We start from the raw sequence: 20,428 nt of genomic DNA, 5'->3' as shown, positions 1-20,428 counted from the left end.
CCGGCGGACGGCCCTGGACGCCGGGGGCTCCGGGAAAGCCGGGAACACCGGGAAAGCCGTGGCCATCCCGGCCGGGGTCCCTGGCTCCCGGGAGGACGAGTGGGACGGCCACGGCTCGCCGGTGGGGTGGCGGGCGGCCGGGGCGTGGGCCGCCATCGTGGTGGGCGTGTCCATGGAGTTCTGTTTCACGATCTGGGGCACGGCCCGCCTGCAGGGCACCGGGCTGGCCGCGGGCACGGCCGCCGCGGCGGCCACCGCGTTCCTCGTCGGCATGGCGGCCGGCCGGCTCCTGGCGCCGCGGCTGATCGGGCGCGGGATCCCCATCGTCCCCCTGGGGTGCGGGCTCGCGACGGCCGGGACGCTGGCCGTCGCCCTGACCGACGCGCCCGTGCCGGTCGCCGCCGGGCTCGTGGTGGCCGGGCTGGGGATCGCGCCGTTCTACCCGGTGACGCTCGCCCGGCTGGTCCAGGTGCCGGGGCTCACCGCGGCGCGGTCGGCGGCGTACGGGGCGCTCGCCTCCGGCACCGCGATCCTGGCGGCGCCCGCGCTGCTCGCCGTGCTCGGGAACGTGCTCGACCTGCGCACGGCGTTCCTCGTCACGGTGCCGCCGCTGGCGCTCGCCCTGGCCGCCGCCACCACTCCGGCCCTGCGGGCCCTCCTCCGGCGGAGGGCGTAGGTGCGGAGCCGGCACGCCTACTTGCTCCGCAGTTTCCCCAGCGGGTGGGGGTCCTCCTCCAGCGCGGAGCACGCCGCCCGCCGGCCGGCGTCCTCGGGACGGAGGGCGCTGCGCAGGTAGGCCGAGGTGAGCCACTGGATCAGCGCGACGCGTTCGGGGCTCTCGTCCGTCGTCTCCGCGACCCCGTACCCGGCGACGCCGCCGAGCGAGTGCTCGGCCCCGGGCAGCGTGAGCAGGCTCTTTCTCCCCGGGCTGAGAACGTAGGCGTCGGTGAACCAGTCGGGTCCCCGGGTGGAGAGCGCGGACTGATCCTGGTCTCCGGCGACGATGAGAGCCGGCGTGGTCATGCCCTCGAAGGACGGCCTCATGAAGGGGAGGTTCTCGGCCGCGAAGGGGGTCAGGTCGTCGCCCAGGCCGGGCAGCACCCCCGCCCTGACCCGCGGGTCGGACATGTCCTCCCCGGGAACGCCGGCGGAGTCGAAGGAGGTCAGCAGCAGCGTGGCGGTCCGGCACTTGACTTCGGTCCGCCAGGTGCCGCGGACGGTGCCGGCCGGCGTGGCCGCCTCTGAAATGGCGGCCCTCGAGAAAACGCTCGTGGCCGAACAGGTTGACGCCAAGAGGCACATGTCGTGTACTTGGAACCGGCCGGTGACAAGAGGTCCAGGGGACCTCTTCTCGGAGGATCCGAGATAGCCGGTCTTAATCATGCGTTCCCCACGGCAGGAACATCGAGCGCAGATTCGGCTTCACCTGACTGTCGAACCATTTGCATTGCCGCCCCTCAAGCCTCCTCTGAACCGCCCAGAGCCCGTAGTCGGCGACCTGGATACCCCAGGCACTCTGCGCATCCCGGACACAGAGCGCGATCTCGCGACTCACGGCGAACCGCCCGCAGACCTCCTCGAGTGCCTCCTTGGCGTTCATCGTCCGGCGGTTCGTCGTCAGGGTGGCCGCGATCACGTACACCGTGTCACCAGGTCGGCTGACCTTGCGCAGGACACCTTTGAAGTGCGAGTACCACGCGAGCGTGCAGAGCCAGTGCGGCCGTTCGCGGATGGCCGGATGAGCCTTCGCCTTGCACAGGAAGGTGACGTCGAGACATGGCCTCTGCCGCCCTATGAGGTGGAACACCTCATCTCGTGTGGCATGGGAGTCGTCTTTGGCATGGAGCCCTCTGGGAAGGTTGACACCCCGCCTCTCCAGATCACAGCGGAGGCGCAGCCCTTCCCACATTTCCCGGCCGTGCTCGCCGCGGAACACGGCGGTTCCGAACCCGAAATACCGGCTCGCGCCATCACCTCCAGACATATCCATATTTCCCATTTCATCAACATACATATGTATTTCTGCCACACCGAGTCCCGTCGATCGAATCACAGAACGAGACCCTTTTACTATCACAGGCCTTCTTCCTTAATCGGTCTTTACCGCGAAGGCCTCGGCGTCCGGTTCCAGGAAGCGCAGGAGCGCCTCGCCCTCCGCCGTCAGCTCGGCGAGCGCGTCGGCGGGCAGCGGCTCGAAGGGGGTCAGCAGCAGCGTGGCGGTCCGGCGCTTGAGTTCGGTCCGCCAGGTGCCGCGGACGGTGCCGTCCCACAGGAAGGTGGCCCTGACCCGGAGGTTCTTGGTGGTGACGCGGGTCCGGTACTCCTCGGCCATCAGGCGGGTGCGGTCGGCGTGGGCGAGCACCAGGCTGTCGAAGTCGGGCAGGAACCGCGCCGGGGCCGGCACGTCCTCGTCCGGGCGCGGCGCGTCCGGCAGGTCGAACAGCTCCCGGCCGTGTTCGTCCCGGAAGACGGCCAGCCGGGGGCGGAGGCCGTCGAGCACGGCACGCAGCCCTTTCATTCCTGTCCAGGTCTGCGCGTCGGCGGCGGTGGCCGGGCCGAACGCCGCCAGGTAGCGCAGGACCAGCTCCTCGGCCGGATCGCCCTCCTGCGGCCGCCCTCCGGGCTTCCCGGCCCCCTCCGGCTCCCCCGGTGAGCTCGCGTCCGCAGGCTCCGCGTCCGGCCGCTCCCGCCCCCGCGGCCCCGTGGCCGGTCCCGCGCCCGGCAGATCGTCCGGCAGGGCGAACCGCGCCGCCGGCGGGAAGCCCCAGCGGTCCCCGGTCGGGACCATGACCAGGGGGAGGCCGGTCCGCACCGCGTAGCCCAGCGCGCGGTCGTTGACGTCGGGGAAGTGCCGCTGGAGCAGGGTGCGGAGCGTGGCGAAGTCGCGCGGCCCCTCGGCGAGGATCGCGCGGGCGACGGGGAGCAGCGCGTCGAGGTCCAGTCCGGCGGCCAGGTCGCCGCGCCCGTACAGGGCGGCGGTCAGCACCGGCGACAGCACCGGCCGGAACCGAACGTAGTCAGCCGCGCTCACCAGGTGGAGCGTGGCCCTCATCATCATGGCGCGGACCACGGACCTCTCGTGCAGCGCCCGGTGCAGGTCCTCGCGGCGGAAGTCCTCCAGCCGCGTCCACAGCCCGGTGAAGGGGTGCCGGGGTTCCTGCGCCTGCATGCCGCCGAGCCGTTCCACCGCCGTGACGACGTCGGTCCTCTCCCGGGCGAGCAGCATCTGCCGGGCCAGCGTCGCACGGCCCAGCCGCCGTGCCGTCAGGGTCTCCATGCCTCCCATCCTGTCGGCCGTACCTGACAGCTCACGGCAGGTACGGCCAGCCCGCCTGGCTTTATTCCGGAGACGGCTATCAATCAAAGCCAAGGAATCAGCTTTATTGATTGTGTCTGCTATTCACATGTGATCTACTTGCTCTGTCAATTCGGGGTGAGCCGTACACACTCATCGAGGAGTCCCATGTTCAAGCGCGTCCTGACCGTGCTCGTGCTGACCGCCACCGCCCTCACCACCGGCGGCGTCACCGCCGCGCACGCGGATCGGACCTACCGGGGCGACGGGGACCAGGTGGTCCGCGTCCGCGCCACCAAGACCCCGGGCCTGCTGACGTTCTCCCACGACGGCGAGGCCAACTTCATCGTCTGGGCGGTCGACACCCGGGGGAGGAAGCAGGAGCTCCTGGCCAACACGATCGGCCCCTACGACGGCACCGTGCTCTACAACGCCTACGGGAGCAAGGGCGTCGCCGCACTGGAGATCAAGGCCGACGGCGCCTGGCGCGCGACCTTCAAGCCGCTCTCCAAGGCCCGCTGCTGGTGCGCCGGGACGATCAGAGGCGAGGGCGACCAGGTCCTCAAGCTCTCCCCCACCCGCGGCCTGCGCACCGCCCGCGCCGCCCACAACGGCGAGTCCAACTTCATCGTGCACGCCTACACCCGCGCCGGCTCCTACGGCGACCTGCTGTTCAACCGGATCGGCGACTACCGGGGCAAGGCCCTGCTGCCCGCCGGCACCCGCCTGGTGACCGTCAAGGCCGACGGCGCCTGGAGCCTCACCCGCAGGTGACATGCACCCGCCGCGGCGGCCCGCCCGCCGCGGGGGCGACCGTCTCCGCGAGCAGCCGTGCCGCCTGGTCGAGCCGGTCGGGCGGCAGGGCCAGGTCGAGGACGTGCGCGGTGACGGTGATGCCGGAGCGGGCGATGCGGTACGGCCCGGCCGGGGCCCTGCCCGCGGCGTAGACGAGGTGCCCGTGCTCCAGGCCGAGGGCGGTGCAGTAGGAGACGAGCTGGAACAGGTGCTCGGCGGGCGGGTCCCCCTCCAGCACCCGGTACTTGGCGTCGACCACGGTCACCGCGCGGCCGCCGCGGCACACGACGACGTCGGGCCGGAACGGCACCCGGCCGCCCCGGTCGAGGCGGTGCCCGCCCGGCTGGGCGTCGCAGTGCAGGCCGTACGGCCTCAGCAGGTCGCGCAGCCGGGCGGTGAGGAAGCGCTCGAAGATCTGCGCCAGGTCGAGGACGAACCCGTCGATCCGTACGGCGGGCGACCCGGCCTGCTGGAGCGACGAGCCCGCCAGGACCAGCTCGGCGAGGAGCAGCGCGGGCGCGTACCGCTCGTTGAGCCGGGTGGCCCGCCAGGCCGGGAGCGGCGCGCCGGGGCGGGCCGGGACCACGCCGACCAGGCGCGCCGCCAGGTGGCGCAGGAGCGCGGCCGTGGCGGGGCCGACGCCGGGCACGCCCCGCAGCCGGTCCAGGGCGCCGAGCAGGATGCGGTTCTCCGCGATGTCGGCGGTGTGGTCGTCGAAGGCCACCTCCAGCGGGACGGGCACGCCGAACCTCCGGCCGAGCTGGGCGCCGGCGCGGATCCGGCCGCGCACGACGGTGAGGGCGTCCTCGCGATGGACGTAGCCGTGCAGCACTCCCCCGGCGAGGGCCTGCTCCGCCAGGCGGGCGAAGGCGTCGGCGACGGCGGCGACCGGCGTCTCCGCCCGGGCCGCCTCGACCAGTCCGCGCCGCCAGATCGAGGCGCCGCCCGCGTGGCCGACCAGGTGGAGCAGGTGACCGACCGGGATCTTGGGATGGAGGCGCAGCTCCAGCTCACCCTCGCCGGCGCCCAGCCGTACCGTGCCGACCCGCCGCCGCCCGGCCAGCCGCCACCGCCCCGAGCGGTCCGGGGCGACGGCGACGAGGTCGGGCACGGCGATCAGCGTCGCCACCTGGGCCGGCGTCAGCGGCAGCGTCACCGACGAGGTCTCGGTCAGCTCGATGACGGGCCTCGCGGCATGGCCTGAGGGAGGGTTCACGACGGTTCCCGCGGCAGGCCGATCCCCGGCGCGTCCAGCAGGGCGGCCAGGCCGTACTGTTCTTCGACGTCGCCGACCTTCCCGTAGAGCTGGTCCTCCAGCAGGGGGAGGATCTCGGTGGCCCAGACGCGCTCCAGCCCGCGCCGGGTCGCCGCCCGGCGGGTCATCAGGTAGGACGGGCCGATCGCCCGGTCGGGGTCGGAGAGGCGGCGGTTGACCTCCTCCAGCAGCAGGGCGGGGGTCTCGGGGAGCTTCTCGCGCTCCAGCCAGCGGCGGAGCAGGCCGTCGACGGGCGGCCGGTCGGGCGCGAGCGCGCGGAAGGCGAAGCGGCGGCGCATGGCCGCGTCGACGAGCGCCACCGAGCGGTCGACGGTGTTCATGGTGCCGATGACGAAGACGTTCCCGGGCAGCTTGAACTTCTCGTGCGGGGAGTACTGCAGGCCGATCTCCCGGTCGCGGTACTCCAGCAGGAAGTACAGCTCGCCGAATACCTTGGCCAGGTCCGCCCGGTTGATCTCGTCGATGACCAGCACGAAGGGCTTCCCCGGCTCCGCCTCGGCGGCCTCGACGGCCCGTTTGAACGGGCCGGGGACCAGCTCGAAGCCGATCGTGCCGTTCGCCCCGGGGCGGGGCCGGAAGCCCTCGACGAAGTCCTCGTAGCCGTAGGAGGGGTGGAACTGGATCAGGTCGGTGCGCTCCGGGCCGGCCAGCGCCTCGGCGAGCCTGGTGGCGAGGAAGGTCTTGCCGGTGCCGGGCGGGCCGTACAGGATCAGCTGGCGCTTGGCCGCCAGCAGGCCGGCGGTCTCCCGCAGCCAGTCCAGCGGCATCAGCAGGTCGTCCGCGAGCGTCTTCGTGATCTCCGGGATCGCCAGCGGCTGCGTCTCGTCGACGGCCTTCACCTCGTGGCCGACCTCGCCTGGCATGTCCGCCTCGGTCGCCAGCTCGGCCATCACCCGGGTGAGGTCGCCGACCGTGCGGCGGTCGCGCAGCCGCGCCTGGGCCGCCTCGGAGAGCCGACGACGGTTCAGGGGGCGGGCGGTGTTCCAGTCGACCGGCCGCCGCCGCGCCAGATCGCGGCCGTCCTCGTCGTCGTAGAACGCCTCGCCCGTGATCTTCCCGACGTAGACGGTGTCCCCGTCCACGGTGGCGACGAGGTCGCCGGGCTGCATCTCGGTGAGGAAGCGCGAGAGCTGGAGCACGTGAGCGTATCTGCTCTCGTTCACGGCGTCCGGATAGGTCCGGTCGACGATCGAGCCGATCTCCTCCCGGGAGGCCCCGGCCGGGATCTCGCCCGCCTCGGCCCACGCGACGGAGCAGAACCCCTCCTCCAGCCAGCGAGGGATGACGTTGACACCCTGCACGTTGGCGCCGCGCACCAGCCAGCCCCGCTGCGGGCGGGACTTCTCGGGCGGGTGCCAGACCGACCGCCAGGGCTCGGCGTAGAAGCCGACGGGGCCGCCGCTCTCCCGCTCCAGCCGGGCGCGGACGGCGGCGAGGTCGCGGTCGACGTCCCCGGTGGGCCCTCCGGTCTCCGCCAGGCGGTCGGCGAAGGCGTCCCGGATCAGGTGCTTGTGCCGCTCGCTGGCGATCGGCTCGTAGGCGTCGGGGAAGAGCAGGAAGAGCAGGACGTGCAGCTGGGAGCGGGCGCGGTACTTGCCGTCGTGGTCGGTCAGCGCCTCGCGGGCCAGATCGCGGAAGGCCCAGGGGTCGTCCAGCAGGCGCTCCCGCTCAGGAGCGGGCAGCTCCAGCAGCCGTACGGTGACCCGGATGAGGAAGGCGAACTGCGCCCACCGGTAGTTGAGGAACGCCTGCCCTCCCTTGATGGAGGCGTTGGAGGCGGCCTCGGCGAGGTCGGCGGGGACGGCGGTCTCGCGGGACGTCCACGACAGGACGGTCCCGATGATCTCGGACTTGCGCTCCGGGCCGACCGTCCCGGCGTTCAGCGGCAGCAGGTTGAGGTAGAGCAGCTCGGCCGCGAGCACGAGGGCCCCGTCCGAGGCGGCCGAGATCTGGCGTTTGAGCTTGACCAGGAACTCGTCCGACGAGCCGTCGTAGTTCTCCACGAACCGGTGGAGCAGCTCCCGCGCGGCCGGGAGGGTCCACGCGTCCAGTCCCGGCGCGAAGGACGACCCGCCGGCAAGGATCCCTGTCTCGAACACCTTCCGCGCGGCGGCGCAGACAGCCGCGTGCCGTTCCCCGTCCATCGGGCCTCCAGCTCGTCGATCACTCAGCGTCTGGTCATGATTACCCAAAGGGAGGGCCGTGTCACACCGGGATGCCGTCCGGGCCGGGAGCGCGGCCGCGGCGGTGGAAGGCGAGGGCGGACAGACCGAGGAGGACGGCCCAGACCGCGCAGTAGGCGCCGAAGAGCGCGCCGCCGCGGTCCGTGAGCAGGGCGCCGCCGGTCATCCCGACCGCTCCCGCGGCGGCCATCGCCGCGCAGGCCCACAGCAGCACGAGCAGCGCCCGCCGCCACGGCCGCCGCCGGACCGGTGCCAGGGAGAGCGCCAGGAGGAGGACGATGAGCAGGCCGGAGGCGGCGTTGGCCCACTGGGCCAGTGCGACCTCTCCGGGCCCGTAGGCGAGGTGGTCCTGCGGGGAGACGCGGGGACCACCGGTGACGCCGAGGCGTTCCTCCAGGGCGAAGTGAACTTTGGAGGCGACGTAGAGCAGCGTCCACCCGATCGCCGCCCAGACGGCCCATCGCCCGGTCCGGACAGTCATGTGCCGATCTTTTCACATATTTGATCTTCTAGCAGGCAGTTGGAGACAGCCCGGCCTCACCTCGGGCGGTCGCGGAGGCGGAGGAGCCGGAGCATCCCTTGTCTTCCGTCCCTCTATCCTGAGCCGCATGGCGAGGTTGGAGGAGTTGGCCCACCGGTTGCGGCGGTTCGCGGCGGCCAGGGACTGGGAGCAGTTCCACACGTCCAAGAACCTCGCGATGGCGCTGGCCGGCGAGGTCGGTGAGCTGCTCGCGGAGCTCCAGTGGCTGACTCCCGAGCAGGCCTCTCGGGTGATGGACGAGCCGGAGTCGGCGGAGCGGGTCAGGTCCGAGCTGGCCGACGTCATGATCTATCTCACCCGGCTCGCCGACGTGCTCGGTGTGGACCTCATCGACGCCGCTCACGCCAAGCTCGACGAGAGCGAGGACCGTTATCCGGCGGAGATTTACCGGGGCTCGACTCGCAAAGCCCCGCATTGATCAATTTCGTCGGCAGGTCGCGCTAACCTACCCGGCGTATAGGTGATGCGGCCCGACGGGCTTCCGCCGATCTCCTGATCGCGGACACGCCCCCATACCGCACGAGTCTTCGTGCTGCCTGGGGGTGGGTCCGTGACGGCGTTCCGGCTTTCCGCGGAGAGTCTGGCCAAGCTGGCGTACGAGTCGGTTCCGGAGCAACGGCTCAGCGAGCTCATCGCCGAGCACGTCAGGAGGAACGCGCGCACCATCCCTTCCCTCTCCGAACGCCGGTCCTGGGACAAGAGCCTCCCCGTTCTCGCGCGCGACCTCGTCGAAGCCGGGCTGGGCGGGGTCGAGATGCTGGTCGAGTATCAACTGCCGCTGACCAGCAAGCGCGCCGACGTGGTGCTCGCCGGAGTGGACCACCGCACCGGCGCCGACGTCTACGTCGTGGTGGAGCTCAAGCAGTGGAGCCGTGCCGACCTCTTCGAGGAGGATCGGCGGCTCGTCCTGGCCGAAGGCGCTCCCGGCGGACCGAAGCTGCACCCTCTGCTGCAGGTGCGGGGTTACTGCGACTACATCGCCGACTTCGCCGGCGTCCTCGAGGAGCACCCTGAGGCGATCCACGGGGTCGCCTATCTCCACAACGCCGCCGACCTCGACGTGAAGGACCTTTACGACCTGGTCCAGGACGAGCGGACCCGGTTGTTCACCCGGTCGCGGCGCGGCGACTTCCTCGACTACCTCCGCAGCCGTTTCGACCCCCAGCCGGGCGCTGCGGCCGCCGACCGGTTGCTCCGCAGCGCCGTACGGCCCTCCAAGCAGCTTCTGAAGCTGGCCGCGCAGGAGATCCGGGACCGCGAGCAGTTCGTCCTGCTCGCCGAGCAGCGTCTGGCGTACGAGATCGTCCTGCACGCGGTGGAGAAGGCACGCAGAGCCGATTCCAAGGAGGTCGTCATCGTCACCGGCGGGCCCGGCAGCGGCAAGAGCGTCATCGCGCTGTCCCTGCTGGGTGAGCTGTCCAGGCAGGGCCGCGCGGCCCTGCATGCCACCGGGTCCCGCTCGTTCACCCAGACGATGCGCCGCTACGTCGGCAAGGGCTCCTCCAAGCTGCAGGGACTCTTCAAGTACTTCAACAACTTCATGGCGGCCGAGCCCAACGACCTCGACGTACTGATCTGCGACGAGGCTCACCGGATCCGGGAGACCTCGGCCAACAGGTTCACCTCCTCAAGCCTGCGTACCGGGCGCGCGCAGGTGGACGAGCTGATCGCGGCGGCCAGAGTGCCGGTCTTCCTGCTGGACGAGCACCAGGTGGTACGGCCCGGCGAGATCGGCACCGTCGCCGACATCAGGGACCACGCGACGGCGCTCGGCCTGCGGGTCCACGAGATCTCGCTGGACGGGCAGTTCCGCTGTGGAGGCAGCCGCAAGTACGAGGAGTGGGTGCTGCGGCTACTCGGGCTGGACGGCGAGGGCCCGGAGCCGTGGACCGGTGACGACCACTTCGCGGTCTCGCTGGCCGAGTCGCCCTACGAACTGGAGGCACTGCTGCGTGCGAAGCTGAACGGCGGTTACTCGGCGCGGATGGCCGCCGGCTACTGCTGGCGGTGGAGCGATCCTCTCCCGGACGACACGCTGGTCGCCGATGTGACGATCGACGACTGGGCCCGGCCGTGGAACGTCAAGGGCGACAGAGCTGTCGGCGACGCCCCGGCGAGCCCGCTCTGGGCGACCATGCCCGGCGGGTTCGAGCAGGTCGGCTGCGTCTACACCGCGCAGGGCTTCGAGTACGACTGGAACGGCGTCATCCTCGGCCCCGACCTCGTCATCCGGGGCGGCAGGCTCATCACCGACCGGAAGGCCAGCAAGGACCCGGCGATCAACAAGCGCGGCGTCACCGACGAGCAGGCGGACCGCCTGATCCGCAACACCTACAAGGTGCTGCTGACACGGGGCATGCGTGGCACCTTGGTCTACTCCGTCGACCCGGAGACCCAGACGTTCCTGGAGAAGCTCATCGAGCCGGACGCCCGGGCCGACGGCTGACTTCCGCCTTTGATCGACGCGGCTGCCCTGACAGGAGGTATCACGACCCGGCCGCGGAGCCCCGCGCGGACACATGGGCTCCCGTCCAGGCCGGGAAGGCTAGTGTTGATCTTTCCTCGCCTGCTGCCGGCTTCTTCAGCCGCGTTCCGATCGCACGCTCTCACCCGCCTGGCCCGCGCATCAGGTCTCGAGCACGCCGACTCGCATCTTGAGACGATCTCCAGCTAAATGTACTTTCTGTCTAATAAGAGTCATCCGTGGAGCCGTCGGGAATGAGGAGAGCGGCATGAGCCAGCCGGTCGCGCCGATCGGCCACGCCGACCGCGTGGCCCGGATCAGGTGCAGGGACGGTGACCATCTCATCGAGGTGCGCGAGCGGGAGGTGATCGCCCAGCGGCTGCTGAAGACCTCGCGCAAGCACTCGTTCGTCCCCGACCGGGACGTCGACTGGAACGCCGCCCTCGGTCCCGGGACCTTCTACATGCCGCCCCACCTGGTCTCGCTCTACGAGACGCCGCTCTGGGAGCGGATGACGCCCGAGCAGCGGGTCGAGCTCTCCCGGCAGGAGGTCTGCAGCGTCGCCTCGTTCGGCATCACCGCCGAGCTGGCGCTCATGGCGGGGCTGGTCAGCCACGCCGCGGCGACGCCGTACCAGCAGGCGCACTGGGCGTACGCGCTGGTCGAGCTCGAGGACGAGTGCCGGCACTCGCGGATGTTCGCCCGGATGATCGGCACGTACGGGCTCGAGCCGCACCCGCCGCTCTGGTGGCAGCGGCTGGGCGTACGGATCGCCGCGATGCTCAACGACCCGCTGCGGCTGTTCGCCGCGGCGCTGGTGGTGGAGGAGTTCACCGACGCCTTCCAGCGCGTGGCGATAGCGGACGAGACGATCCACCCGATCACGCGGCAGGTCTCCCGCATCCACGTGATCGAGGAGGCCCGGCACATCAAGTACGCCCGCGAGGAGCTGAAGCGCCAGGTGGTGCACCGCTCGGCGGCGCGGCGCCGCCTCGGCGGAGCCATGACGGCCCGCCTGACCCGGGCCCTGCTGGACAGCACGATCCACCCGGACTGCTACCGGGCCGTAGGCCTGGATGCGGAGCTCGCCCGCCGTACCGCCGCGCGCAGCCCGCACCGGCGTCAGGTCGAGCGGTGGGCGCTCGCCAAATGCGTGCGCTTCTTCCACGAGGTGGGCATGGTGGACGGCCGGGCGCGGGCGGTGTGGGGCAAGGTCGGGCTGCTTCCATACGAGCTCGCGCGGGGGAGCTGGTAAGCAAGTCCGCCCATCGCCGTCCCGACCAGATCGGCTCGTCACCTCCCGGATTCGAACGGTCGGTTGGACCGTGCGGAAGACCGACGCTACCTTCTCGCCCGACGCCTCCTTCCCTTCCTTGGGAAGGCCGTCCGTGGCGGAGGCCGCCCCTGGGCCGGGTGCCTACGAGGGCATCTCGCCCTCCAGCTCCGGCGACTCCTCCGACCACTCCGACGATCCTTCAGGTCACTCCGACGACCACGAGCACGACGTGACAGAGCGGCCTCCCGCGGAGGACGAGCCCGAGATGGAGGGCGACCCGGACCGGCGGACCGCCGAGGAGATGCTCAGCTCACTGGAGGAGGATCCGACGCTCGTCACCGGGATCGTCCAGCGCGGCTATCTGGCGGTCGTACCGCGACGCCTCGTACTGCGCGGAGCCGCGGAGCGGGAGAAACTGGTCAACGCGCGCACGTACGGCGAGGTGCGACTCACCGTCTGGGGCGAGTGGGTCGACGACCGGGACAGGCTCCTCGACCATTACTACGACCAGTACCAGGCCGATCACCCGGACGCCGATCTCGACGACCTCTTCGCCGAAGAGCTGTGGGACGTGGTGAGCCCGCCGGACGACGCGCCGTTCTCGATGGACGGGCACCCGGCCTTCGACTTCTCGGTCTCGGACTACGCGGACTCCTACGAGGCCGAGATCGACCTCGTCACGGACGCCTGGATCCCCCGCGAGATCGCCTCCCGTTACGGGGAGAGGTCGAGCGGCTGGGCCGCGATGCCGTCCCATGAGTACGAGGAGCCGGAGTTCCGCTATCCCGAGGAGCGCCGGGAGGAGATCGAGAGCGCGCTGTGCGAGCACGGATTCACCGTCGTTCGCGACGAGCGGCTCCTTGTGAAGTACATGACAGAGCGTTGATCAGCCGATCAAGATGTACATCCGTTACATTCATAGCATGAGCGAGCCGGTGATCGAATCCATGGCAGAGGTCCGCAGTCATCTCGCGGACGTCATCGACCGGGCCCACCGGGACGAGACTCCGACGATCATCACTCGGCGCGGCAGGCAGGAGGCCGTGGTGATCGACATCGACGAGTACCAGCGCCTGCGCCGCATCGCCGAGCAGGTCGAGGAGGCGTGGCTCAACCGGCTGGCAGACGAGGCGGAGGCCGAGGGCACCGTGGGATCCGTCTCCCTCGAGGAGATGGCCGCCCTGCTCCGCGATCACCACGGCTGACCCGTGGGGTACGTCACCCGGTTCACCCTGCACGCCCAGCGGGACATGCTCAAGATCCCCCGCCTCGACGCACTGCGGATCCTCCACCGCCTCACCGAACTCCAGAAGGCGATGGACGCGGGAGACACCTCAGCCTTAGACATCAAGGCCCTGCAGGGGCACGACTCCCGCCAGCGGCTCCGGGTCGGGGACTACCACGTCGTGTACACGGTCGAGGACGGCCAGTTGCTCGTGTGGGTCCTGGCCGTCGGCAATCGCCGCGACGTCTATCGTGGCCGGTGAGACTCCACCTCCGATGTCATCGTGAGGCTCTCACGCGCCACTCCGTGGAAGCCCATGGACGCCGAGCCTCAGGAGGCGAGGAAGACCTCGTCGAGGTGCCATTCGAGGACCTCGGCGCTGGGCCGGTCCCGGCGGTGGGCGGGGACAGCGATCTCCGTTCCCGCCCGCCGGTAGAACTCCTCGCCGTTGCCGAACTCCTCCCGCAGCCGGGGGCTGACCCGGAGCCGGTACCTCGGGTCCACCGCCAGGTAGCCGCGGTCGAAGAGGGTGTGCACGTCCGAGCGGAGCAGCAGCCCGTTGTCCAGCCGGTGCTGGCCGCCGGCGGAGACCGGGCGGATGTGCGCCGCCTGCAGGACCGGCCGGATCCTGTCGCCGGTGACGGCGCAGCGCCGCTCGTAGGCGTGCAGGACGACGGCCTGGAACGCCCGCTGGCCGAGCCGCCGGGGAGCCAGCCGCGGGTCGCCGTAGACCGGGCCGTCGTGGTGCCACGGCTCCGACAGGTCGACCTCCACTCCGACGCCCATGCGGGCGAGGAGGCCGTGGAAGTAGGTCACCTCGGGATGGACCGCCAGGTCGTAGCCCTTGCTCTGGACGATGTTGGGGGCGAAGTCCGGCGGCGGCCCGGCGGGCGTCTCCTCGGGGAAGAAGCAGACGTCTCGGACGATGACGCAGCCGATCACCGGGTCGTCGCCGGGCCGCATCGGCTCGCTGCGGTAGCGGCCGACGCGTCGGCGCAGCTCGCCCAGGCTCGCGGCGCCGTTGCCCTCACCGAAGAACTCCCACGCCTCCGAGAGCCGCAGCCGGGCGAAGCCGCTGTAGAAGCCGCCGCCGACCACGCGGTTGTGCGGATGGTGGCTCTTGAAGAAGAACGGCTCGCCGTGGTCGAGGACCTTGAACTCCCGCGCCCCGGACGGACGCCAGAAGTTGACCTCACTCACCCCGGGCCGGGCCGGGCCGCCAGGAAGCGGTACCACTCGGTGTCCGTCACCCCGACATACGCCTTCACACCGGAGATTGTGCACTCCTGAAGATCGTCTGCGCCAGATGACCCTGAAGTTCACAGCCGATGTCCGCCCCCCTTACCCGGCCGATCTCCTGGAGAACGAGCAGGCCCGGAGAACCCATCAGCACTCCCGGGAACGACGCACACCGTACGAGGATCCGTCAGCGGTCCTCTCCGCCTGCCTCACCGAACAAATCGTGCACGCTCTGGACGGTCGCCGCGCGGATCACCCAGACCTCCAGCAGGGCGAGGTCGGTGCAGGCGGTGATCCGGGCACGGGTGTCGTCCGGCACCTCCAGACCACGGGCGGCCAGCACCAGCAGGACCACCCGGGCCGCTTCTTCCACCATGCCTTCGAGCCTGCCCTCGGCCCTGCCCGCTTCCAGACCATGGCCGTAGTGCTCGCGGGCAAAGGGGCTGTAGACGGGCCAAGCGGCGGTCCCCATGTTCTCCTCCACGCGGTCGGCCTCCTCCTCGATCCCCGGTCCTCGCCAGGAACCGATCGATCACCCTTCTGGTCGCTGCCCCATTGTCGGAGATCATGGCTCCCTCGTCCGCCCGATCCGCGAAGACGACCGGTTGACGACCGTCCGATGCGACAGTCTGGGCGGCAGACAGCGGCGACCGCTTCTGGACAACGCTCTCGTGTCGTCCTGTGGGCACGGATACCGCAAGGCGGTGAGGCTCCGGCTGCGATATCCGGGGCGCCGGAGCCGCAGTACACCTTGGTGCGCGTCTCACCGGTCATGGGGCATGGTCTCACCGGCAGCCGGGTCGCCACCGTGGGGCAGGGCGGGCCCAGCGGCTTCCCGTCGCGAGTAGCAACGGCGGTGAGCCGGTCGGCGGTCCAGCGCAGTACGGCGGGCTGCCCGAAGTCGCGGGCCAGCTCCAGCACCGCCTCCTCGTCGGCGTCGGCGAACGCGACGGCCTGCTCGGCCCAGCCGTAGGAGGAGTGGTAGCCGTCCGGGTCGTAGCAGGACGCCTCCAGTACGGCGGGCAGCCGGCCCGCGGGGACGCGGTTCCCGTGGATCTCGGCCAGCAGCCGCCGGTGCGCCTCCACGTTGGGCTTGAGGGGCAGGGTGGCCCCGTGCGGGTTCCATGCGGTGAGCACATACACGATCCCGGTGAAGGGGTGGGCCTCGGGCCCGGATTCCGCCCGGCCATCGGGCTCGGCGCCCACCCGGCCACCGGGCTCGCTTTCCTCCCGGACCTCCGCATCGGCGCCCTCCCGGTCCTCCGCGTCGGCTCCCGGCCGGGCGTCTGAGGTCCGACGGACGTCCCAGAGCGTGCCGTCGGGGCCGGTGATGCGGATCGCCCCGCGCCGCCAGGCCTGCTCGGGCGCCAGGTGCTCCGCCGGACGGTCGGCCACCACGGCCTGGGCGAGCCCGTGCTCGGGGCTGCCCGGCGGGTGCACCTGCCAGCGGCAGCCGCAGATGAGGCACTCGCCGTACCAGAAGCCGGCGCCCTCGTGGAGGACGAGGTCGCGGACGTCGGCGATGGCGCCGAAGTCGACGTCGCAGCTCGGGCAGCGCCGGTGGCGGAGCGGTAGGTGGCCGGGGACGGGCATGGTGCGCCTCCAGGGTCCTGGTCCGGACCCCGGTGGCCGAGGGCTCCGGTGATCCGCCGTTCTCCGCGCACCTCGCGCGGAGCAGGTCGTCACCCGGGGCACCCGCGGCGAGCGGGGTGCCGTCCAGCGAACCGGGGCTTGGCGCTGGAGCTCATGACCTGCCGGGACCATAACGCCCGCCCAGCCGGTCGTCAATCGTGCACTCCAAGCAGATCCATCCATAAGGAAATGCGTAACACCAGCCAGGCGCAAGATCCCCGATGTTCACAGCTCCTAGTTGTGTTTACAGTTCACAAGTGATTTACTGGTGTCCACAAAGAGCCGATCCCGGTTCCCCTACCCAGGGAGAGCGCCATGACGCAGCCCCACCACCAGCCGTATCCGCCGAAGCAGCCGGGCCGGGGCGTGTCCGGGCTGGCCGCCTGCCTGATCGCGGTCGTGGCGCTCGGCGCCGGATGCCTCGGCGGTGTCGCGATCGCCGGACCGGACGGCACGGCCGCCGAAGCCGCGCCCGCGCCGACCGTCACCGAGACCGCCCAGGCCAAGGCTCCGGCCGGGGAGCCCGCCGCCGCCAAGCCCGCTGCCAAGCCCGCCGTCGAGGAGTCCACCGAGGAGAACGCCGGGCTGCCGGAGCCGCAGGTGGACGAGCCCGCGCAGGTGAAGCTGCCGGACTTCACCGGTCAGAACGCGGCCGTCGCGCAGGAGTGGCTCGTCGACCACGGCTGGGACGAGTACGAGGAGATCAAGCTCGGCTCCCAGGACGAGTACGACACCTTCGTGATCCTCCCGGAGAACTGGACGGTCACCAAGCAGTCCCACCGCGCCGGCACCAAGGTCAAGGTGGGCACGACCATCGTCCTGACCTGCACCAAGAACTGACCCGCACCGAGAACCGGCCCTCCCCAGGCGGCGCCCGCCCGCCGCCCTCCCGCCCGTCCGCCCCCGCCCGCCGTCCGGTACGGCGGAGCGCTCCGGCTCGGAGCCGCGACCGCCGGGAGACGGCAGGGGCACGCGCCGAGCGGCCCCGGACAGGGCCGAGCCGCCCGCACGCGCGTCCCGCCGCCGGGACGGCGGCCACGTATCCACCCCCTCCATGCCCGGCATGGGGACCAGCACGAAGGGATGTGTCCCATGCGCATCCAGCGGACCGAGACCCCGAAGACCGGCGTTCAGCAGGCCTGCGCTCCTGAGGCGGGCATCCGGAATGCCGCCTTCCAGAAGCCCGCCCTCCGGAAGGCCGCCCTCCAGAAGCTCCCCGGCCGGAACACCGCCGTCAGGACGGCCATCGGCCGGAACACCGCCCTCCGGCGGGCCGCGCTTCTCGCCGCCGCCTGCCTCTGCGCGGCGACACTCACGGCCTGCGGAAACGCGGCCGGGAGCGAACTCGCGAGCGCGGCGCGACCGGCCGCGACGGTCACCGTCACGGCCACCGCCACGGTGACGGCCCGCCCCTCCCCCGCCGACAACGACGGCGACGGCGTGGTCTCCACCTACGACGATGACGACGACGACCCCGCGGTCGGCCTCCCGTCCCCGTCCCCGTCCCCATCCCCGGAGTCGGAGCCGGAGACCTCCTCACCGACCGCCGCGCCGTTCAGGAGCGGCGACTACGAGACGCTGATCGCGCGGGAGTTCAAGAAGCTGATCAAGAACCCCGACGACTACGTCGGCCGCAAGTACCTGCTCTACGGCAACGTGGTGCAGTTCGACTCCAGTACCGGCACCGACGCCTTCCACGCGAACCTGCACCACGCGAAGAAGTCCGGCGACCAGTCGTACGAGATGGACGACCGGGCGCACATCGTCGGCACCGAGGAGATGCTGGAGGACATCGTCACCGACGACATGGTCCAGCTCTGGCTCACCTGCACCGGCAGCCTCACCTATGAGACCTCGATCGGCGGCTCGAACACCGTCCCCACCTTCAGCGTCGAGAAGGTCAAGGTGTACGGCAGCAGCGACTGAGCAGGCCAGGCATCCGCGCCTTCCCCGTACGGCGGCCACCCCGCCGGACGGCAAGACCACGACCATCAGGCCATTCCCACCAAGGAGAACACCCCATGGCACGCAACTCCGGCCGCTTCCACTTCGACGGAGGCGCCGCGACCTACTTCGGCACCGGCGTCCTCGCCTTCCTGGTGACGGCGGTCACCCTGGGCATCTGCTACCCGTTCGCGCTGGTGCTGCGAGAGCGGTGGCGGGCCAGGCACTCCTACATCGACGGCCGGCGGCTGACGTTCACCGGATCCGCGGTCGGCCTGTTCGGCTACTGGATCAAGTGGTTCCTGCTCTCGGCCGTCACCCTGGGGATCTACCTGTTCTGGGTCGGTCCGCGGATCGCGCAGTGGAAGTGGGAGCACACAGATTTCGATCCGACATGGCAGCCGTGGGCCATGGAAGCACCGGCCGTACCGGGAGCGTCCGGGTACCACGAGCGCGGCGGCGCCGTCGGGGGGTGACGCCCGGTGGGCCGTCCGGCACCGAGCGGCCGTCACCTCTCACGTCACACCGCACGAGGCCCCCGGCCGTCCGGATGACCGCCTGACGTCGCAGGGCGTCCGTCCCTCCCCCACATCCGTCCGTCCCCCCTCGCATCCGACCATCCCTCCCCCCGCACCCATCAGCCTCTCCCCCGCACCGCTCGCCGGGAAAACCCGCCACCGGACCGGGAAGTGCGGTAGATCTTGCTTGACCTGACCCCCGGGAGACCCCTCATGTCCCTCCAGACCGAACTCACCGGCAACGCGGACGTCGTCCGGTTGTCGGCGAGCGTGCTCGACCGCCGCGAGCGTGACTGCCACGCGTTCGCCGCCGCGAAGGCCTATCCGGCGATGCGGCCGGTGGCGCGGGAGCGGCGCCGCTACGCGCCGTGGGCGACCTTCCCGATGGGCCTGGTCATGTCGGCGCTGGACGCCGTCGAGTTCGGCGGCGCGGACCCGGACATCGCGGTGGGCCGGGCGGTCGAGGAGAGCCGCGACCCGGTCCATCCGGGGGTGACCCGCTGGGTCCTGCACGCCTGCCACACCTATCTGGAGACCTCCGAGAGCCTGGCCGCCGAGCTCGCCGCCGGCGGGGTGGAGCTCCGCCCGGAGCGCCGCCCCCGGGTGGTGCAGAGCGGCCCGCCGGGCGGCTCGCCGGTCGCGATGCGCGCCCTGACCGCGTGGGGCCGCTGGTACGGCTCACCGGACGGTTCGCTGGTGGAGTTCCGCCGGATGCGGGTGCGCCGCCCGCTCGGCCTGCCGGACGATCCGTCCGTGCTCGCCATGGCGTTCGTGGCGGCGGCCGGGCGGCAGGTGATCGACCCCCGCGACCTCTACCAGGCGGTGCCCATCCCCGTCGAGGACGGGCCGCGCCCCGCGCGGGTCCGGGTGGTGGAGATGGGGCTGACCGACGCCGACGCCCGGGTGCTCGTCGACGCCTCCCCCGAGGAGGTACGGCAGGCGTACCGCTCCTCCGTCCAGCCCGTCGCCGAGCGGCTGCTGACCGACGACCGCCGGGCCCCGGGCTCCGACTGCGCCGAGTGCAGGCTCTGCGCCTCCTGCGAGGCGCTCGCCCGCGTGCCGGGGTTGCTGGGCCTGGCCGGTCCCGGCACGCACCGCCGTACCTGGTCGGTGACCACGGCCCGGCAGTACCAGCTCTGCCCCGCCCAGGCGCACCTGCGCGACCTGCGCCTGCCGGCGGAGGAGGCCGAGGGCTCGGCGGTCCGGCGCGGGCTGCTGGTGCACCGGTGGCTGGAGATCGCCCACGGCAGGGCCGCCGCGCCGGGGGCCCAGGAGGTACGGCCGTGCACGTCCGACGACCTGCCCGATCCGGCGACGGGCGCGCTCGGCCTGGCCGAAGGGCTGATGAGCTTCGAGGAGTACGAGCAGGCGTGGCCGTACCTGGTGCGGCACGTGGAGGTGTGCCCGCTCCGCGGCCCCGGTGAGATCACCGGCGTCGTGCCGGAGCCGAGGATCGCCGTCCACGACACCGAGGCCGACGTCGTGGTCGTCGCCCACCCGGACCTGCTCCGCCGGGTGGGCGGCCGGCTGGTCTACCGGGAGCAGAAGACGTCGCTGACGGAGCGCGGCATCACGGAGGAGAACGCGCTGGAGCTGGTCCCGCAGCTCGCGCTGGCGGTCTCGCTCATCGCGGGCGGCGCGTTCGGCGGGACCCGCGGCACCGTCGAGTTGGAGCAGCTCACCCCGCTCTCCGGCACGGTGGTCTCCTTCGACGCCGGCGACCCCGGGGTGGCCGCCAGGGCGCGGGCCGTCCTGGCGGAGCTGGCCGGGGCCTGGCACCGGGAGGTGGACTTCCCGACGGAGCCCGGCCCGTGGTGCCGTTTCTGCCCGGTCTCCCGCTGGTGCGGCGACGCCTTCCGCGCCGAGGACGGCCCGTTCATCACGGTCGACGGCCTGGTGATCGACCCGGTCACCGGGGAGGTCCTGGAGTCCGAGGGCCGGACGACCAGCCGGGTGGAGGCGGTCGGCGACGCGCTCGCCGGGCCGGACGACGACCCTCCGCCCTTCTGACGTCCCGGCGTCCCGGGCGCCCTCCGGCCG

Annotated in this window: 20 protein-coding genes, 2 pseudogenes and 1 riboswitch; of the genes and pseudogenes, 13 read left to right on the top strand and 9 right to left on the bottom strand. The window is 71.6% G+C overall.

Annotated elements, in window-relative coordinates; translation table 11 throughout:
* Positions 1-676: pseudogene (locus ACFOWE_RS27220) on the top strand (hypothetical protein); the annotation flags it as partial.
* A gap of 17 nt (positions 677-693) precedes the next feature.
* On the opposite strand, the gene ACFOWE_RS27215 reads toward ACFOWE_RS27220, so the two are convergent.
* The 3 genes from ACFOWE_RS27215 to ACFOWE_RS27205 form a co-directional block, all read right to left on the bottom strand.
* Positions 694-1,128 (bottom strand): hypothetical protein, encoded by a 435-nt coding sequence (locus ACFOWE_RS27215; protein WP_377292722.1) that lies wholly within the window; start codon positions 1,126-1,128, stop codon positions 694-696.
* Between the two features lie 247 nt (positions 1,129-1,375).
* A complete protein-coding gene (locus ACFOWE_RS27210) occupies positions 1,376-2,014 on the bottom strand; it encodes a DUF3800 domain-containing protein (protein WP_377292720.1) in 639 nt (212 codons plus the stop codon).
* Between the two features lie 75 nt (positions 2,015-2,089).
* On the bottom strand, positions 2,090-3,277 hold the full coding sequence (locus ACFOWE_RS27205; RefSeq protein ID WP_377292718.1) for a winged helix DNA-binding domain-containing protein: 1,188 nt from the start codon (positions 3,275-3,277) through the stop codon (positions 2,090-2,092).
* Between the two features lie 186 nt (positions 3,278-3,463).
* Here ACFOWE_RS27205 and ACFOWE_RS27200 point away from each other — a divergent pair, with 186 nt between their 5' ends.
* Entirely contained in the window at positions 3,464-4,069 is a 606-nt protein-coding gene (locus ACFOWE_RS27200; protein ID WP_377292717.1) for a hypothetical protein, read from the top strand.
* Here the strand turns inward: ACFOWE_RS27200 and ACFOWE_RS27195 are convergent.
* The 3 genes from ACFOWE_RS27195 to ACFOWE_RS27185 form a co-directional block, all read right to left on the bottom strand.
* Entirely contained in the window at positions 4,056-5,306 is a 1,251-nt protein-coding gene (locus ACFOWE_RS27195; RefSeq protein WP_377292716.1) for an McrC family protein, read from the bottom strand. The genes ACFOWE_RS27200 and ACFOWE_RS27195 overlap by 14 nt on opposite strands.
* Positions 5,303-7,510: an McrB family protein gene (locus ACFOWE_RS27190; RefSeq protein ID WP_377292715.1), complete on the bottom strand. Its 2,208-nt coding sequence runs from the start codon at positions 7,508-7,510 to the stop codon at positions 5,303-5,305. Before ACFOWE_RS27190 ends, ACFOWE_RS27195 begins: the two co-directional genes overlap by 4 nt.
* Before the next feature lie 61 nt (positions 7,511-7,571).
* Positions 7,572-8,030 (bottom strand): hypothetical protein, encoded by a 459-nt coding sequence (locus ACFOWE_RS27185; RefSeq protein ID WP_377292713.1) that lies wholly within the window; start codon positions 8,028-8,030, stop codon positions 7,572-7,574.
* Between the two features lie 127 nt (positions 8,031-8,157).
* Between ACFOWE_RS27185 and ACFOWE_RS27180 the strand changes: the two genes are divergently transcribed.
* The 6 genes from ACFOWE_RS27180 (at position 8,158) to ACFOWE_RS27155 (ending at position 13,317) form a co-directional block, all read left to right on the top strand.
* Positions 8,158-8,508 (top strand): nucleotide pyrophosphohydrolase, encoded by a 351-nt coding sequence (locus ACFOWE_RS27180; protein ID WP_377292711.1) that lies wholly within the window; start codon positions 8,158-8,160, stop codon positions 8,506-8,508.
* A 132-nt stretch (positions 8,509-8,640) separates the two neighbouring features.
* Positions 8,641-10,536, top strand: a complete 1,896-nt coding sequence (locus ACFOWE_RS27175; protein ID WP_377292709.1) for a DNA/RNA helicase domain-containing protein — start codon at positions 8,641-8,643, stop codon at positions 10,534-10,536.
* Positions 10,537-10,822: 286 nt separating this feature from the next.
* Positions 10,823-11,809 (top strand): AurF N-oxygenase family protein, encoded by a 987-nt coding sequence (locus tag ACFOWE_RS27170; RefSeq protein WP_377292707.1) that lies wholly within the window; start codon positions 10,823-10,825, stop codon positions 11,807-11,809.
* 133 nt (positions 11,810-11,942) lie between these two features.
* Positions 11,943-12,716 carry a hypothetical protein gene (locus tag ACFOWE_RS27165; protein WP_377292705.1) on the top strand — a complete coding sequence of 258 codons (774 nt, stop codon included), beginning with the start codon at positions 11,943-11,945 and terminating at the stop codon, positions 12,714-12,716.
* A gap of 37 nt (positions 12,717-12,753) precedes the next feature.
* Complete coding sequence (locus tag ACFOWE_RS27160) at positions 12,754-13,035, top strand: type II toxin-antitoxin system Phd/YefM family antitoxin (protein ID WP_377292703.1); 282 nt, start codon at positions 12,754-12,756, stop codon at positions 13,033-13,035.
* 3 nt (positions 13,036-13,038) lie between these two features.
* A complete protein-coding gene (locus ACFOWE_RS27155; RefSeq protein WP_377292701.1) occupies positions 13,039-13,317 on the top strand; it encodes a type II toxin-antitoxin system RelE family toxin in 279 nt (92 codons plus the stop codon).
* A 68-nt stretch (positions 13,318-13,385) separates the two neighbouring features.
* Here ACFOWE_RS27155 and ACFOWE_RS27150 read toward each other — a convergent pair whose 3' ends face one another.
* Both ACFOWE_RS27150 and ACFOWE_RS27145 read right to left on the bottom strand, forming a co-directional pair.
* Positions 13,386-14,255 carry an HNH endonuclease gene (locus ACFOWE_RS27150; protein ID WP_377292699.1) on the bottom strand — a complete coding sequence of 290 codons (870 nt, stop codon included), beginning with the start codon at positions 14,253-14,255 and terminating at the stop codon, positions 13,386-13,388.
* Positions 14,256-14,481: 226 nt separating this feature from the next.
* Positions 14,482-14,766, bottom strand: a complete 285-nt coding sequence (locus ACFOWE_RS27145; RefSeq protein WP_377293185.1) for a hypothetical protein — start codon at positions 14,764-14,766, stop codon at positions 14,482-14,484.
* 282 nt (positions 14,767-15,048) lie between these two features.
* Between ACFOWE_RS27145 and ACFOWE_RS27140 the strand changes: the two genes are divergently transcribed.
* A complete protein-coding gene (locus tag ACFOWE_RS27140) occupies positions 15,049-15,267 on the top strand; it encodes a hypothetical protein (protein ID WP_377293183.1) in 219 nt (72 codons plus the stop codon).
* On the opposite strand, the pseudogene ACFOWE_RS27135 reads toward ACFOWE_RS27140, so the two are convergent.
* Positions 15,237-15,887, bottom strand: a pseudogene (locus ACFOWE_RS27135) (hypothetical protein); the annotation flags it as partial. The gene ACFOWE_RS27140 and the pseudogene ACFOWE_RS27135 sit on opposite strands and share 31 nt — an antisense overlap.
* 50 nt (positions 15,888-15,937) lie before the next feature.
* A riboswitch (SAM riboswitch) is annotated at positions 15,938-16,046 on the bottom strand.
* Between the two features lie 195 nt (positions 16,047-16,241).
* On the opposite strand from ACFOWE_RS27135, the gene ACFOWE_RS27130 reads away from it, so the two are divergent.
* From ACFOWE_RS27130 to ACFOWE_RS27115, 4 genes are all read left to right on the top strand, one after another.
* Positions 16,242-16,766 carry a PASTA domain-containing protein gene (locus tag ACFOWE_RS27130; RefSeq protein WP_377292697.1) on the top strand — a complete coding sequence of 175 codons (525 nt, stop codon included), beginning with the start codon at positions 16,242-16,244 and terminating at the stop codon, positions 16,764-16,766.
* A 252-nt stretch (positions 16,767-17,018) separates the two neighbouring features.
* Positions 17,019-17,852 carry a hypothetical protein gene (locus ACFOWE_RS27125; protein ID WP_377292695.1) on the top strand — a complete coding sequence of 278 codons (834 nt, stop codon included), beginning with the start codon at positions 17,019-17,021 and terminating at the stop codon, positions 17,850-17,852.
* A 95-nt stretch (positions 17,853-17,947) separates the two neighbouring features.
* The gene (locus ACFOWE_RS27120; protein WP_377292693.1) at positions 17,948-18,346 is read left to right on the top strand and encodes a DUF898 family protein; all 399 of its coding nucleotides are present in this window, start codon (positions 17,948-17,950) and stop codon (positions 18,344-18,346) included.
* Positions 18,347-18,601: 255 nt separating this feature from the next.
* Entirely contained in the window at positions 18,602-20,398 is a 1,797-nt protein-coding gene (locus ACFOWE_RS27115; protein ID WP_377292691.1) for a PD-(D/E)XK nuclease family protein, read from the top strand.
* Positions 20,399-20,428: the final 30 nt, after the last annotated feature.

It is taken from the genome of Planomonospora corallina (assembly GCF_042650625.1).
Classification (GTDB): domain Bacteria; phylum Actinomycetota; class Actinomycetes; order Streptosporangiales; family Streptosporangiaceae; genus Planomonospora_B; species Planomonospora_B corallina.
The sequence above is the reverse complement of the archived record's forward strand: the minus strand, read 5'-3'. Positions and strand labels throughout refer to the sequence as shown.

What these genes read in the sequence shown, in the direction of transcription:
- ACFOWE_RS27215 (WP_377292722.1), bottom strand. Translation starts at nt 1,128, where the DNA reads ATGTCCGACCCGCGGGTCAGGGCGGGGGTGCTGCCCGGCCTGGGCGAC.
- ACFOWE_RS27210 (WP_377292720.1), bottom strand. Translation starts at nt 2,014, where the DNA reads ATGTATGTTGATGAAATGGGAAATATGGATATGTCTGGAGGTGATGGC.
- ACFOWE_RS27205 (WP_377292718.1), bottom strand. Translation starts at nt 3,277, where the DNA reads ATGGAGACCCTGACGGCACGGCGGCTGGGCCGTGCGACGCTGGCCCGG.
- ACFOWE_RS27200 (WP_377292717.1), top strand. Translation starts at nt 3,464, where the DNA reads ATGTTCAAGCGCGTCCTGACCGTGCTCGTGCTGACCGCCACCGCCCTC.
- ACFOWE_RS27190 (WP_377292715.1), bottom strand. Translation starts at nt 7,510, where the DNA reads ATGGACGGGGAACGGCACGCGGCTGTCTGCGCCGCCGCGCGGAAGGTG.
- ACFOWE_RS27185 (WP_377292713.1), bottom strand. Translation starts at nt 8,030, where the DNA reads ATGACTGTCCGGACCGGGCGATGGGCCGTCTGGGCGGCGATCGGGTGG.
- ACFOWE_RS27180 (WP_377292711.1), top strand. Translation starts at nt 8,158, where the DNA reads ATGGCGAGGTTGGAGGAGTTGGCCCACCGGTTGCGGCGGTTCGCGGCG.
- ACFOWE_RS27170 (WP_377292707.1), top strand. Translation starts at nt 10,823, where the DNA reads ATGAGCCAGCCGGTCGCGCCGATCGGCCACGCCGACCGCGTGGCCCGG.
- ACFOWE_RS27160 (WP_377292703.1), top strand. Translation starts at nt 12,754, where the DNA reads ATGAGCGAGCCGGTGATCGAATCCATGGCAGAGGTCCGCAGTCATCTC.
- ACFOWE_RS27145 (WP_377293185.1), bottom strand. Translation starts at nt 14,766, where the DNA reads ATGGGGACCGCCGCTTGGCCCGTCTACAGCCCCTTTGCCCGCGAGCAC.
- ACFOWE_RS27130 (WP_377292697.1), top strand. Translation starts at nt 16,242, where the DNA reads ATGACGCAGCCCCACCACCAGCCGTATCCGCCGAAGCAGCCGGGCCGG.
- ACFOWE_RS27125 (WP_377292695.1), top strand. Translation starts at nt 17,019, where the DNA reads ATGCGCATCCAGCGGACCGAGACCCCGAAGACCGGCGTTCAGCAGGCC.
- ACFOWE_RS27120 (WP_377292693.1), top strand. Translation starts at nt 17,948, where the DNA reads ATGGCACGCAACTCCGGCCGCTTCCACTTCGACGGAGGCGCCGCGACC.
- ACFOWE_RS27115 (WP_377292691.1), top strand. Translation starts at nt 18,602, where the DNA reads ATGTCCCTCCAGACCGAACTCACCGGCAACGCGGACGTCGTCCGGTTG.